At 63.4% G+C, this 12,823-nt stretch carries 11 protein-coding genes; 3 read left to right on the top strand and 8 right to left on the bottom strand.

Annotated features, from left to right (window positions below):
* Positions 1–118 precede the first annotated feature (118 nt).
* The gene (locus AB4Z25_RS09495) at positions 119–1,840 is read right to left on the bottom strand and encodes a response regulator (RefSeq protein WP_112390562.1); all 1,722 of its coding nucleotides are present in this window, start codon (positions 1,838–1,840) and stop codon (positions 119–121) included.
* Between the two features lie 181 nt (positions 1,841–2,021).
* Here AB4Z25_RS09495 and mutL point away from each other — a divergent pair, with 181 nt between their 5' ends.
* Complete coding sequence (gene mutL / locus AB4Z25_RS09490; protein WP_112538110.1) at positions 2,022–3,851, top strand: DNA mismatch repair endonuclease MutL; 1,830 nt, start codon at positions 2,022–2,024, stop codon at positions 3,849–3,851.
* 65 nt (positions 3,852–3,916) lie between these two features.
* Positions 3,917–4,147 carry a DUF2093 domain-containing protein gene (locus tag AB4Z25_RS09485; RefSeq protein ID WP_112390564.1) on the top strand — a complete coding sequence of 77 codons (231 nt, stop codon included), beginning with the start codon at positions 3,917–3,919 and terminating at the stop codon, positions 4,145–4,147.
* 3 nt (positions 4,148–4,150) lie between these two features.
* On the opposite strand, the gene lpxK is transcribed toward AB4Z25_RS09485, so the two are convergent.
* The 6 genes from lpxK to AB4Z25_RS09455 form a co-directional block, all read right to left on the bottom strand.
* Positions 4,151–5,191 carry a tetraacyldisaccharide 4'-kinase gene (lpxK, locus tag AB4Z25_RS09480; RefSeq protein WP_112538111.1) on the bottom strand — a complete coding sequence of 347 codons (1,041 nt, stop codon included), beginning with the start codon at positions 5,189–5,191 and terminating at the stop codon, positions 4,151–4,153.
* A 104-nt stretch (positions 5,192–5,295) separates the two neighbouring features.
* Positions 5,296–6,015: an HAD family hydrolase gene (locus tag AB4Z25_RS09475; protein WP_112538112.1), complete on the bottom strand. Its 720-nt coding sequence runs from the start codon at positions 6,013–6,015 to the stop codon at positions 5,296–5,298.
* Positions 6,016–6,023: 8 nt separating this feature from the next.
* Positions 6,024–7,340, bottom strand: coding sequence for a lipid IV(A) 3-deoxy-D-manno-octulosonic acid transferase (waaA, locus tag AB4Z25_RS09470; protein ID WP_112538113.1), 1,317 nt, complete (start codon positions 7,338–7,340; stop codon positions 6,024–6,026).
* Positions 7,341–7,515: 175 nt separating this feature from the next.
* Positions 7,516–7,764 carry a DUF4170 domain-containing protein gene (locus AB4Z25_RS09465; protein WP_112390568.1) on the bottom strand — a complete coding sequence of 83 codons (249 nt, stop codon included), beginning with the start codon at positions 7,762–7,764 and terminating at the stop codon, positions 7,516–7,518.
* Between the two features lie 61 nt (positions 7,765–7,825).
* Positions 7,826–8,635 carry a 3'(2'),5'-bisphosphate nucleotidase CysQ gene (locus AB4Z25_RS09460; RefSeq protein WP_112538114.1) on the bottom strand — a complete coding sequence of 270 codons (810 nt, stop codon included), beginning with the start codon at positions 8,633–8,635 and terminating at the stop codon, positions 7,826–7,828.
* Positions 8,636–8,650: 15 nt separating this feature from the next.
* Positions 8,651–9,997, bottom strand: coding sequence for a TldD/PmbA family protein (locus AB4Z25_RS09455; RefSeq protein ID WP_112390570.1), 1,347 nt, complete (start codon positions 9,995–9,997; stop codon positions 8,651–8,653).
* A gap of 119 nt (positions 9,998–10,116) precedes the next feature.
* On the opposite strand from AB4Z25_RS09455, the gene AB4Z25_RS09450 reads away from it, so the two are divergent.
* Entirely contained in the window at positions 10,117–11,931 is a 1,815-nt protein-coding gene (locus AB4Z25_RS09450) for a monovalent cation:proton antiporter-2 (CPA2) family protein (RefSeq protein WP_112538115.1), read from the top strand.
* On the opposite strand, the gene AB4Z25_RS09445 is transcribed toward AB4Z25_RS09450, so the two are convergent.
* Entirely contained in the window at positions 11,928–12,761 is an 834-nt protein-coding gene (locus AB4Z25_RS09445) for a patatin-like phospholipase family protein (RefSeq protein WP_442207945.1), read from the bottom strand. The genes AB4Z25_RS09450 and AB4Z25_RS09445 overlap by 4 nt on opposite strands.
* Positions 12,762–12,823: the final 62 nt, after the last annotated feature.

Below are 12,823 nucleotides of genomic sequence, written 5' to 3'. Positions count from 1 at the left end.
TGAGAAATTCACTCCCTCCGGGGAGAATGGCGGCCAAGTCTTAATAAACCGATAGTGGAAAGGCGATGTTTCGGGTTGCAGACGCCCCAAAATCTAGGGAGTTGACCAAGCTTTTCGTTCAGCCGAGAGCCCGTACCTGCTCGGGCTGCAAGTGTTTCTGGAAGATCGTCTCCAGTATATCCGGGCTGACCGGCTTCATGATGACATCGTCCATGCCGGCCTTGGCGCATTCGGCGCGGTCGCGCTCGAATGCCTGGGTCAGGACGCCGATGATCGGGGTCTTGTCCATGCCGCCCTCTTCGATGCCGCGGATCATGCGCGCGGCCTCGAAACCGTTGAGACCTGGTAGTGAGATATCCATCAGTACGATCTGCGGCTTATGCTCTGTCCACAGCCGGACAGCCTCGTCGCCGCTAGAGGCGATCATGTAGCGGTAGCCTAGGCCTTCGAGGATTTGCGAGAAGACGATCTGGTTGATGTCGTTGTCTTCCGCGACCAGAACCTGCAGGCCGTCGCCATCTGCGGAAGTGGAGATTTCCCAGTCGGCTTCGGGCTCGCTGACCGCGCGATTGTTGCGGTTGAAATGACGGGCAACCTGGAAGGTAAGCTCGTTGGCAAGCTGGAAGCCGTCCATGATCAGCGCCGGAATGCCGTGCTGGTTTGCGAGCTCCAGGCAGCGCATGCCCATCTGGTTGTCGATGATGATCAGATCGAGATCGATTCCGGCAGACGCAGCGATCTCCAGGAAATGCTCCTCCTCATCCTCGCCGCGGATGGCGCAGGCTTCGAAGCCGTATTTGGCAAGGGTGCGCAATGCTGCGGTCTCGGCGGCGAGATCGCCGGTGACGACGAGAATCTTGCGGCCGGAAAAATTCTCCGGAACGATTGCTTCCATGGCGGCCGGCTCGCGCCGCGTCGCCTCGCCGTTCAGCGGCACATAGGCCCGGCGATAGGACTGGTGGCTGGAGGTGGTGACCGAAGTGGCGCGGTCGAACTCGTCGAGATCGGCGCCATCGCGCGGCAGATCCTGCATGGTCGAAACCAGGAAGTAGCGGCCCGGCTTGCCGATGCGGTGCTTGCGGCTAACGATATCGCGTTCCGAACCGTCGCGCGAAACCTGGCGCTGGCGGGAGATCGACATCTCGCCGGTCTCCAGCACATGGCGATCGCTCTCCTCGAAGCGGCTGGCGATCTCGGCGGAGAACAGGTCGCCGCTCTTGCGCCCAAGCACCTCGTCGGGTGTGGTCTGGAATTTCTCGCAGAAGGCGACGTTGACGGCGACGTAATTGAGATTGCGGTCCTTGACGAACAGCGGGAACGGCAGATTGTCGAGGATATCCTCGGTCAGCTGCACACGCTCCAGATCGGCCCGCCACTGTTCCTCACGCTTGCGCTCCTCGGAAATGTTGGAGATCATCGAGACGCAGTAACCGCTCGGCAGCCGGCGCTTGATCAAACGGATCCAGCGATCGGGACCATGGCGCTCGATGATTTCGAAACGTTCGCGCCAATGCGAGGCAATCTTCTGCGACAGCCAGTCTTCGCGCCCGAGCACACCGCCCGGTTGTTTGGCGGAATATTGCTGGCGCACGCCTGTGTCGAAGACGGCGCCGAGAAAATCGCGCAGCCGGGTACCGGCTTTCAGCATCGAAGGCGCGATCGGGAAGAAGTCGAGAACCTGGCGGCTGGCGAAAATCATCTGATCGTTCTTGTCATAGACGATGAGTGCGGCAGAGAGGCCATCGGAGACGGCATCGAAAAGTGATGCCTGGAGATCGGGTTCGACCGGCAATTCGTCGCTCACGGATGATGCGTCCGTCTTTTCGAAGCCGGCACTCATGCCCTAAAATCCCACATCTATCCGATTTAATAGCGCTATTTGGTGGTATGCGATTAAAATGCCAGCTTTCTCCTAACGGCGGCTTAACATTAAGCCACCCCAAATATGGGGGTCGGAAGCGCGGCTCCGGACGAGCGCTTTTTGCCCTTCCATCGGGCGGCCGAATCCACGAAAATGGCGCATGGCCATCAGACAGCTCTCCGAAACGCTCATCAACCAGATCGCCGCCGGCGAAGTCATCGAACGCCCGGCGAGTGCGGCCAAGGAATTGATCGAGAACGCGCTCGACGCCGGCGCGACCCGCATCGAAATCGCAACCTCAGGCGGCGGCAAGGGCCTGCTTCGCGTCAGCGACAATGGCTCCGGCATGGATGCCGCCGATCTCGAACTTGCGGTCAAACGGCACTGCACGTCGAAGATTTCGGATACGCTCGACGATATCCGCACGCTCGGCTTCCGCGGCGAAGCCCTGCCTTCGATCGGTTCGGTCGCCAAGCTCAGCATCTCCAGCCGCCGCAAGGACAGCGCCGGCGGCAGCGAGATCGCGGTTTCCGGCGGCAAGTTCCTGCATCTGAGGCCTTCCGCCTCGAACCCCGGGACGATCGTCGAGGTCCGCGACCTGTTCTTCGCCACACCGGCGCGGCTGAAATTCCTGAAGACCGAAAAGGCCGAAGCAGCGGCGATCACCGAAGTCGTCAAGCGCATGGCGATCGCCTTTCCGGGCGTGCGCTTCGTTCTCTCGGGCACCGACCGCAGCACGCTGGAACTGCCCGCCACAGGCGATGACCATCTGGCGCGCATGGCGCAGATCCTCGGCAAGGATTTCCGCGACAACGCCATCGAGATTGACGCCGAGCGCGAGGATGTGAGCCTGACGGGCTTTGCCGGTGTGCCCACCTTCAACCGCGGCAATTCCGGCCACCAATATGCCTTCGTCAACGGGCGGCCGGTGCAGGACAAGCTGATCCTGTCGGCGATCCGCGGCGCCTATGCCGAGACCATCCCGTCCGGCCGTTATCCAGTGGCCGTGCTCTCCTTCAGGCTCGATCCGGCACTTGTCGATGTCAACGTGCATCCCGCAAAATCCGATGTGCGCTTCCGCGATCCCGGACTGATCCGCGGCCTGATCATCGGCGCAGTGCGCGAGGCGCTCGCCCGCGACGGCAGCCGGGCGGCGACGACAGGGGCCGACGGCATGCTGCGCTCGTTCCGCCCGGGCTTCCAGCCGAATGCCTATCAGCGGCCGCAGGCGCAGGCGCCCTGGTCGGCGGACACCTCTCCTTCCCGCCCCTATCAGGCTGCCAATACAGGCTTTGCCGAACGGCCCCAGGCCTCCTTCGACGGGCTGGTGACGCCGACGGCGCGTTCCGAGCCGCAGCCGCAGAGCTGGCAGCAGCCGGTGGCTGCGCCGCGCGAGGAAGCGCCGCAGCGCTTCCCGCTGGGTGCTGCCCGGGCCCAGATCCACGAGAACTATATCGTCGCCCAGACCGAAGATGGTCTCGTCATCGTCGATCAGCATGCCGCGCACGAGCGGCTGGTCTTCGAGGCGATGCGCAAGGCGCTGCATTCGAAACGGCTGGCGTCGCAGGTGCTCTTGATCCCTGAAATCATCGACCTGCCGGAAGAGGATTGCGACCGGCTGATGGTGCATGCCGAAGGGCTCGGCGAACTTGGCCTGGCGATCGAGCGTTTCGGGCCGGGGGCGATCGCGGTTCGCGAGACCCCGGCACTGCTCGGCGAGGTCGACGCACAGGGGCTGGTTCGCCAGCTGGCCGACGAGATTGCCGAATGGGACACGGCCTCGGGCCTGTCGCAGAAGCTCGAATATGTCGCCGCCACCATGGCCTGCCACGGCTCGGTGCGCTCCGGCCGGCGCATGCGGCCGGAGGAGATGAATGCGCTGCTGAGGCAGATGGAAGTGACGCCGGGCTCCGGCCAGTGCAATCACGGCCGGCCGACCTATATCGAGCTGAAACTCTCGGACATTGAGCGACTGTTCGGCCGAAGCTGAAAATACTGGCAATGTCTTCCGCGCCGCTATATGGCAGGAGGATAAAGCCGCAGGAATGGAGCAGGATGAACTTGTTTGAAGGTCACGGAAACCGCGAGGCGAAAATCCGCTATCTCGACGCCGATTTCCAGATCCTGTCGCCGGGCTCCTATGTCGTCTGCGCCATGACCGGCAAGCACATCCCGCTCGACGAGCTGCGCTACTGGAGCGTCGCCCGCCAGGAGCCCTATGCCGACGTGATCTCCTCCTTCGAAGCCGACAAGCGCGCTGGCGTGCTGCCCAACCAGAGGCGCTGAACGCTAGCTCTGCTTTGCTTCCCGCAAACGGCGGGCGCGGCAGGCCTCGATGGCTCTGTCGATGATGAGACCCGGTGCCTGCGGGTCCTCGAAGGCCATTTCCACCTCGATCACCCTCGATTTCTCCGCCAGCTCCTGCGCCCTGCCGTGATGACCGGCCAGGCGGACAAAATCCTTCGACGTCGTGACGATCTGCAGATCTTCGCGGGCGGCAATTTCGATCAGGTTGCCGATCTCGTCGTCGCTCAGATGTTCGTGGTCGCCGAAGGATTTGGCGACAGCGATCTCGGCGCCGAGCGTCTCGACGGTGCGGAAGAATTTTCCGGGATCGGCGATACCGGCGAAGGCTAGCACGCGGCGGCCTGAAAGCTCGTTTGTGCCGACGGTTTTCAGAGCGGCGGTGAAATAGGGCTTACCGGCGCGGGCCGCCATGCGGACGATCGCGTCGGCGGCATTGCCGTTGCCGACCTTGAGGAGCGCGGTGGCATGGCGCATCTGCACCGGGATCGGCGCGCGGACCGGGCCGCCGGGAACGGTGTGGCCGTTGCCGAGACCGCGCGTTGCGTCGATGACCAGCAGCGCATAATCCAGCGCCAGCCGGGCGCTCTGGAAACCGTCGTCCATGATGATCAGGTCGGCGCCTTCCTTGACGAGGCGTTGAGCCCCTTCGACGCGGCGCCGGGAAATGACGGTGAGCGCCTCGCGGGCGAGCAGCAGCGGCTCGTCACCGACGGCCATCGCCCGGTGATGGGCAGCATCGACGACCGTCGTGACATCGAGTGATCCGCCATAGCCGCGGCTGAGAAAACCGGGTTTCAGGCCCTTGGCCTTGGCGGCGCGGGCAATGGCGAGCGCGGTCGGGGTCTTGCCGGCGCCGCCGACCGTGAAGTTGCCGATGCAGATGACGGGGATAGGCACGGAGGCGCGGCGCGCATGCTTCATGCGATAACCGGCGACACCGCCGTAAATCAGCGAAATGGGCGACAGCGTCCAGGCCCGCCAGTCGGCTTTCGTCCACCAGAATGGCGGCGCTTCGGATACCATGATGTGCCTGCCCTGTGCTTCCGGCACCCACGGCAACCGGCTATCCCCTTCGACTGGCGGCAAAGAAAGGGCAAAACCGAAGAAAAAGCAAGCCTTTGCCCAGACTACGCCGGCTGAAGTCCCGGCAGCAGCGGCTCGAGCTCGGTGATGTCATTGAGGCAGTAGTCGGATGCGGCGGAGAGTGATTCACGCGAGCCGGTGCCTGTGAGGACCGCGACCTTGAGGCCGGCATTGGCGTTGTGGCCCATATGCAGGTCGTGGTTGTTGTCGCCGACGACGGCGACCTGCGACGGTTCGAGACCGGTCGCCTTGCAGAAGCCGAGCACCATGCCGGCTTCCGGCTTGCTGCCGAAGCCGCTGTCGTAGCCGGCGATATAATCGACATATTGGGCAAAGCCGAAGCGCTGGGCGGTCTGGCGGATCGAGCGTTCGTTGTCGCTGGAGGCGATGCCGAGCTTGAAGCCGCGGGCATGCAGGCGGGCGAAGAAGCCGGCGAGATCGGTGACCGGCACCGAAAATTCGGCGGCGTTGGAGAAGAGCGTGTCGAGCTTGATGGTGAGCTCGCTGACCTCGACCTTGGAACCTGCTGCGACGAGGCCTTCGGCGATCTGGCGGGTGTTACCGGCTGCGAGCAGGCTGTCGGGCACGATGTGGCCGCTGATCGGGTCCATGCCGGTTTCGCGTAGCAGATGATCGGCAAGTGCGGCATCGTCTTCTGATGCGATGCGGGCGAGCTCGCGGTTAACAGGGAGCCAGCTCTCGTCGTAATCGAGGAGCGTGCCGTCCTTGTCGAAAAGAATGCCCCTGATACCCTCGAGTGCCATTGTAACCCTCAGCCTTGCGCTGTCTTCGGCAGCAGCCGCGCCTTGACCGTCAGCGGATTGATGTAGGGCTCCAGCGCCTTCACCGTCGCCGTCAATGCTCCGCGCATTTCTTGCACGGCGGCGATGCCGGCCTCGATCATATTGCGGCGTGCGTCGTCGTTGATGAGCAGATAATGCACGCCCTTGGCCAGCATCTCGGTGTCGCGCACCATGCGGGCACTGCCGCGGCGGGCGAGCTTCTGATAGGCCTCGCGGAAATTCTGGACATTGCTGCCGGAGAGAACCGCGCAGCCGAGCATGGCCGGCTCCAGCGGGTTCTGGCCACCTTCGGCATAGAGCGAGCGGCCAACGAAGACCACTTCGGTCAAGCGCAGATAGAGGCCCATCTCGCCGATCGTATCGCCGAGGAAGACGTCGACATCCGGCGAGATGATATCCTCGCGGGTGCGCCGCGCGACCTTGAGGCCCTGAGCAACCAGCATCTGCTCGATCTCGTCGGATCGCTCCGGATGGCGCGGCACGATAATCGTCAGCTGGTTGTTGCGCTCCTTCAGCGTCCGGTGGACGACGGCGGCGGCATTCTCCTCGCCATCGAAGGTCGAGATCGCGGCCCAGGTCTTGCGGTCGCCGATCTGTTGCTTGTAGCGGGCGAAGATGGCGGCGTCATAGGGCGGCGCGTCGGTATCGACCTTCAGGTTGCCGGAGGTCATGACATGGCGGGCGCCGAGATCGCGGAAGCGCTCGGAATCCAGATCGGACTGGGCGATCACCAACGCCAGGTTCTCGAACAGCGCCTCGGCGATCGACGGGCGGCGCTGCCAGCGGGCGAAGGAGCGGTCCGACATGCGGGCATTGACGAGGATCTGCGGAATGCGGCGGCGGCCGAGCTCCATCATCGTCGCCGGCCAGATTTCGGACTCGGCGATGATGGCGCAATCGGGCTGCCAATATTCGAGGAAGCGGCTGACGGCCGGCTTCAGGTCGAGCGGCACATATTGATGGATCGCCTCGCTGCCGAGCCGGTCGGCGGCGACCTTGGCCGAGGTGATGGTGCCTGTGGTCAGGATGACGTGGATATCGCGGCGGCGGATTTCGCGGATCAGCGGGATGACGGCATTGGTTTCGCCGACGCTGGCGGCATGAAACCAGACCAGCGGACCCTGCGGCCGGTTGGCGCTCGCATAGCCGAAACGTTCCGTCCGGCGGGCGCGCTCTTCCTTGCCCTTGGCGGTGCGATAGGCGAGATAGGCGCCGACCAGTGGCGTCGCCACGATGCCTGCGGTCCTGTAGACGCCCAGCGCGAACCGCGCTCCTGGCGAACTCATCTAAAACGTCTCCGATCGACAATGATCGACATCAAACCCATTCCCCAATTATTGTTGCGGCGGCAATGGCCGATTAATTTGTTCAGAATGCGTCATTCGACGGGGTGGGGCGTAACGCCCCGGCAGGAGACGGCGCCGCCACGAAGGCGGCTACCCTGCTGAAAAGCCTATAAAATCAGTTGCTGCCGGTCTTGTCTTGCGGATCGAGCAGGCGGTGCATGTGGACGATGAAGTAACGCATATGTGCGTTGTCCACAGTCGACTGTGCCTTGCCCTTCCACGCCGTCAGTGCGGATGCGTAATCGGGAAAAATACCGACGATGTCGAGATCCTTCAGATCGCGGAACTGAACGTCATCGAGACTTTCCAGTTCGCCGCCAAATACGAGGTGCAGCAGCTGCTTCTTGCCACCGGATTCCGTCATTTTCTTCTCTTTCTTTTCTGGTCTCCTCCGCGCCTTCATCTGCGGGATTTTGACGGAAACGTCAACTGCTTCGTATCGAAGCCAGCCCCTCCAGAAACTCGGCCAGGCGGGGCGCCGCAGCGCCGCAGAGCGCACCGTGGCTGACGGCAGCGCGGTTATAAATGACAGGCTTGCCATCGAGTCCGGTCAGCTGCCCGCCTGCCCGCTCGAGGATCAGATCGGCGGCGGCGAGATCCCAGTCATGGGAGTTCGGCTTGACGAACGTTCCTTCTAGGCGGCCATCGGCCACCATGGCGATGCGATAGGCGAGCGAGGGAACATGCTTGACCCGCTCGATGCCTTCGCGGAACGGAGCCGGGAAGGATTTCAGCACGTCCTCGGCGATGGCAAACCTGCTGACCGTTCCCGGGCCGCTTGCCGAAACCGCGATCGGTTCGCCGTTCTTCAGCGCCGTGCCGCCTTCGACAGCTTCGAACAGCTCCTCAAGCGCTGGCGCATAGAGCACACCCGCCACGGGGCGGCCGCGGTGGACGACGGCGGCGCTGACGCACCAGAGGTTCTGGCCGCCAAGAAACGCCCTTGTGCCATCGATCGGATCGATGATGAAGACGGTGTCGCTGGCAAGGCGAGCCGCACTGTCCTCGGTCTCTTCCGACATCCAGCCATAGGTTGGGCGGGCGGCGCGCAGGATCTTCTCGAGCGTTTCGTTGGCGGCGAAATCGGCGGCGCTGACGGGCGAGCGGCCTTCGTTCTTCCACCAGACCTCGGGCGACTGGTTGAAATAGCTGAGCGCGACGCGGCCCGCCTGCTGGGCGGCATCGGCGATCAATGCGAGATCGCTCTGCCAGCGGGCGCTTCTGTCGTCACTCATTCGTCAATCCAATCTTCAGCGCCCGGCGAGCGTCATACCCTCGATGGCGAGCGTCGGGGCGGCGACGCCGTATTTGTAGTCAATGTCGTTTGCAGGGGTCACCCGCATGAACATCTCCTTGAGGTTCGATGCGATGGTGACCTCGGAGACCGCGAAGGTGAGTTCGCCGTTCTCGATCCAGAAACCGGTGGCGCCGCGGCTATATTCGCCGGTGATCATGTTGACGCCCTGACCGATCAGCTCGGTCACGTAGAAGCCGTTGCCGACGCTTCGGATCAGCTCTTCGGGCGAGACGTCACCGGGGTTTAGCGCCAGGTTGGTGGAAGCCGGTGTCACCGAATTGCCGCCGCGCACGCCGCGGCCGTTGGTTTCCATGCCGATTTCGCGGCCGGTCGATGTGGAGAGGAACCAGTGCTTCAGCACGCCGTCCTCGATCATCACAAGCTTTTCGCCGGAAACGCCTTCGCCATCGAAGGGACGCGAGGACGGACCGCGGACGATCAGCGGATCGTCGGTGATCGACAGACCGGATTTCAGAACCTGCTGGCCCATCTTGTCGCGCAGGAAGCTGGTCTTCCGCGCAACCGAGGCACCGTTGATGGCACCGGCAATGTGGCCGATGAAGCCGCGGGCGATGCGCGGGTCGAAGACGACGGTGACATCTTTGCCTGTCGGCACCTGGCGCGGATTGAGACGCTTGACGGTGCGCTCGCCGGCGCGCCGGCCGATATCGGCGGGATCGTCGAGCTCGCTGTAGTAAATCCGGCTGTCGTAATCGTAGTCGCGCTCCATGCCGGTGCCTTCACCGGCGATGACGCTGACCGAGCGGCCGAAGCGCGAGCCCATATAGCTGCCTTCGAAGCCATGCGAGGTGACGAGGACGAGACCGCCCATGCCACCGGAGGCGCCGCCGCCGGAGGAATTCGTGACGCCCTTGACCTCAAGGGCCGCCGCTTCGGTTGCGAGCGCGGCCTCGCGCAGCATCTCGGACGTCACTTCCGTGCGGTCGAGAAGCTCGAGATCGGGATAGGATTTGGCGAGATTGGCTTCGTCGGCCAGGCAGGCGAACGGATCTTCAGGCGAGACCTTGGCCATGGCGACGGCCCGCTCGGCAAGTGCCGTGAGGTCGAAACCCGGATTGGCTGAAACGCTGGCAACCTTCTTGCCGACGAAGACGCGGAGCGAGAAATCGTCGCTTTCCGACGACTCCGTGCCTTCGACCTTGCCGAGGCGAACGCTGACGGATTGCGAGCGGGAACGGACGACCACCGCATCGGCGGCATCGGCACCGGCTTTCCTGGCAAGATCGATCAGCTGGCTGGCACGGGAAAGAAGTGTCGAGGAATCAATTTCTGAGGACATGATTTGGCCTTTCCTTCGGCTTCCATTTATTGTGCAGTTCGGAAAGCATCAAGGCCGCGGCCTGCGATTCTTTTTCCCGCCGCTTGCGCGCCTCCTGCCATTGAAAGAAACTCCGACGCATGTCCGCCCCCAATGCCTTCTTTTCCGAGACGATCCTGCTGCTTGGCGGCGCGGTCGTTGCTGCGCCGATTTTCAAGAAGCTGGGGCTTGGCACCGTGCTTGGCTATCTGGCCGCGGGCGTCGTCATCGGGCCTGTCTTCCATGGGATTACCGATGGCGAGCAGATCCTCGGCGTTGCCGAACTCGGCGTCGTCTTCCTGCTGTTCATCATCGGCCTGGAGCTGAAACCGTCGCGCCTTTGGCAGATGCGCCGCGATATATTCGGGCTCGGCACCGCGCAGGTGGTGGTCACCGGTCTGGCGCTTACGGCGCTTGCCTATCTCTCCGGCGTGCTTGAATGGCGCGGCAGCATCGTCGCAGGCTTCGGCCTTGCGCTCTCTTCCACCGCCTTTGCCATGCAGATCCTTGAAGGCACTGGTGAAGTGAACACGAGATACGGCCAGCGCTCGTTCTCGGTACTGCTGCTGCAGGATCTGGCCATCGTGCCACTGCTGGCGCTGATCACCGTCCTTGGCGGCGGCGGCAGCGAGGGTGGCGATCAACCGTTTCTCGACTTCGCGATTGCGATCGGCGCCGTCGTGGCGATGATCGTCATGGGGCGCTATCTGCTGACGCCGCTTTTCCAGGTGATTGCCCGCACCGGCGCCCGCGAGGCAATGATTGCGGCCGCGCTGTTCGTGGTCATGGGATCTGCAACATTGATGCAGTTTGCCGGTCTGTCGATGGCGATGGGCGCGTTTCTCTCCGGCATCATGCTGGCGGAATCCTCCTACAGGCACGAGCTTGAAGCGGATATCGAGCCGTTCCGCGGCGTGCTGCTCGCTATCTTCTTCATCGCCGTCGGCCTGTCGCTGCAGCTGCAGGTGCTGGTCGACAATGCGCTGTTCATCGTCGCTGCGGTCCCGATCATCATGGCGGTGAAGGCTGCTGTGATCTATGCGCTTTGCCGCGCGACCGGCTCTCCGCATAACGACGCGATCCGCATCGCCTTCCTGCTGCCGCAGGGCGGCGAGTTCGGCTTCGTGCTCTTTACCGCTGCGGCGACCGCGGGCCTGATGCCGTCGAGCACCGCATCCCTGCTGGTCGCCATCGTGACGCTGACGATGGCGCTGACCCCGATTGGTTCGGCGCTGTCGAGACGACTGCTCACAGGCGATGAGCATGAGGAGCTGGACGAGGATTTTGCAGGCGCAAATGCCGACGTGCTGATGGTCGGCTTCTCGCGTTTCGGGCAGATCGCCGCGCAGATCCTGCTTGCCGGTGGCCGCGACGTCACCGTCATCGACTTTTCCGCCGACCGCATCCGCCAGGCCTCGTCCTTCGGCTTCCGCATCTACTTTGGCGACGGCACCCGCAAGGACGTGCTGCGCTCGGCTGGTATCGACAAGGCGAAGATCGTCGTCGTCTGTACGCAGAAGCGCGAGATCACCGACAAGGTGGTGGAGTTGGTGCAGGCCGACTATCCACATGCCAAGCTCTTCGTGCGTTCCTACGACCGTATCCACTCGATCGCGTTGCGCAATCTGAACGTCGATTACGAACTGCGCGAGACGCTGGAATCAGGTCTGCTCTTCGGCCGCCGGACGCTGCAGGCGCTGGGTGTCGGGGAGGCCGAGGCCTATGAGATCGGCGAGGATATCCGCCGCCGCGACGAGGAGCGGCTGGTGCTGCAGGTTTCGGAAGGCTTGCAGGCGGGGCGCGACATGCTGTTTTCGCATCCTGTCCGGCCGGAGCCGCTGGTCAAGCCGAAGCGCTCGATGGAGATGGATGCCGATCCGCTGGCGGGTCCGGCGGATGTGACGGCCGACGCTTAAGCCTTAATGCGCGCTTCGAACTGGCGGTCCAGCTCGCGCTTCAGGTCGTCCTTGACGCCTGCGGACATGGCGAGCACTTCGCGGGCCTTCAGAAAGTCCATGACGCCGGTGCGGCCGACCGCCGGGCGCAGGAAGATATGCGGCGGCTGGATCTTCAGCTTCAGGGTGATCGCCGTCTGCATCATCAGCTGACCGGAGCCGAAGATGCTTTCCATGCGGTTCGGGATATGGGTGCCGTCGCCTTCAGGCGCGCCGACGACATCGATGCCGATGACGATATCCGCGATATCCATCAAGCATTCGTAGGGCACGGGATTGCTGATGCCGCCATCGATCATGACGCGGTCGTTCATGCGCACCGGCATGAAGACGGCGGGAATAGACGAGGACGCGGCAAGCGCCGGGAAGAGCTGCCCTTCCGTGATGATCACTTCGTTCTGGCCGTAATAATCGGTGGTGATGACCTGCATCGGCACGAGAAGATCGGCGAAGCGATCCGGCAGGTCCGCGGGCAGAAAGGCCTTGAGGATACGTTCCAGATTGAACTGGCCGATGCGGATACCCTTGGCGACGGCATCGCGCACCGTTTGGGGACGCATGCCCCAGATGCGGCTGACGACGGCGGTCTTGTTGCCGACGGTCATCAGCGCGTGTTCGCGGATTGCCTCGCCGCTCATGCCGGCGGCCATACCGGCGCCCATGATGGCGCCGATCGACGAGCCCGATATCGCCACCGGGCGGATGCCGAGTTCGTCCAAGGCTTCGATGACATGGATATGCGCCAGGCCGCGGGCGCCGCCGCCGCCGAAGGCGACCGCAACGGTGGGCATAGTGCCGCCGGTGGCAGGTATGACGCTATTCACAATACCTGCCTGCTGCACTGAACGCTCCC

This window comes from Rhizobium sp. RAF36 (genome assembly GCF_052114105.1).
Classification (GTDB): Bacteria; Pseudomonadota; Alphaproteobacteria; order Rhizobiales; family Rhizobiaceae; genus Rhizobium.
The sequence above is the reverse complement of the archived record's forward strand: the minus strand, read 5'-3'. Positions and strand labels throughout refer to the sequence as shown.

What these genes read in the sequence shown, in the direction of transcription:
- AB4Z25_RS09445 (WP_442207945.1), bottom strand. Translation starts at nt 12,761, where the DNA reads ATGCCCACCGTTGCGGTCGCCTTCGGCGGCGGCGGCGCCCGCGGCCTG.
- lpxK (WP_112538111.1), bottom strand. Translation starts at nt 5,191, where the DNA reads ATGGTATCCGAAGCGCCGCCATTCTGGTGGACGAAAGCCGACTGGCGG.
- AB4Z25_RS09450 (WP_112538115.1), top strand. Translation starts at nt 10,117, where the DNA reads ATGTCCGCCCCCAATGCCTTCTTTTCCGAGACGATCCTGCTGCTTGGC.
- waaA (WP_112538113.1), bottom strand. Translation starts at nt 7,340, where the DNA reads ATGAGTTCGCCAGGAGCGCGGTTCGCGCTGGGCGTCTACAGGACCGCA.
- AB4Z25_RS09455 (WP_112390570.1), bottom strand. Translation starts at nt 9,997, where the DNA reads ATGTCCTCAGAAATTGATTCCTCGACACTTCTTTCCCGTGCCAGCCAG.
- AB4Z25_RS09485 (WP_112390564.1), top strand. Translation starts at nt 3,917, where the DNA reads ATGAACTTGTTTGAAGGTCACGGAAACCGCGAGGCGAAAATCCGCTAT.
- AB4Z25_RS09475 (WP_112538112.1), bottom strand. Translation starts at nt 6,015, where the DNA reads ATGGCACTCGAGGGTATCAGGGGCATTCTTTTCGACAAGGACGGCACG.
- AB4Z25_RS09460 (WP_112538114.1), bottom strand. Translation starts at nt 8,635, where the DNA reads ATGAGTGACGACAGAAGCGCCCGCTGGCAGAGCGATCTCGCATTGATC.
- AB4Z25_RS09495 (WP_112390562.1), bottom strand. Translation starts at nt 1,840, where the DNA reads ATGAGTGCCGGCTTCGAAAAGACGGACGCATCATCCGTGAGCGACGAA.
- mutL (WP_112538110.1), top strand. Translation starts at nt 2,022, where the DNA reads ATGGCCATCAGACAGCTCTCCGAAACGCTCATCAACCAGATCGCCGCC.
- AB4Z25_RS09465 (WP_112390568.1), bottom strand. Translation starts at nt 7,764, where the DNA reads ATGACGGAATCCGGTGGCAAGAAGCAGCTGCTGCACCTCGTATTTGGC.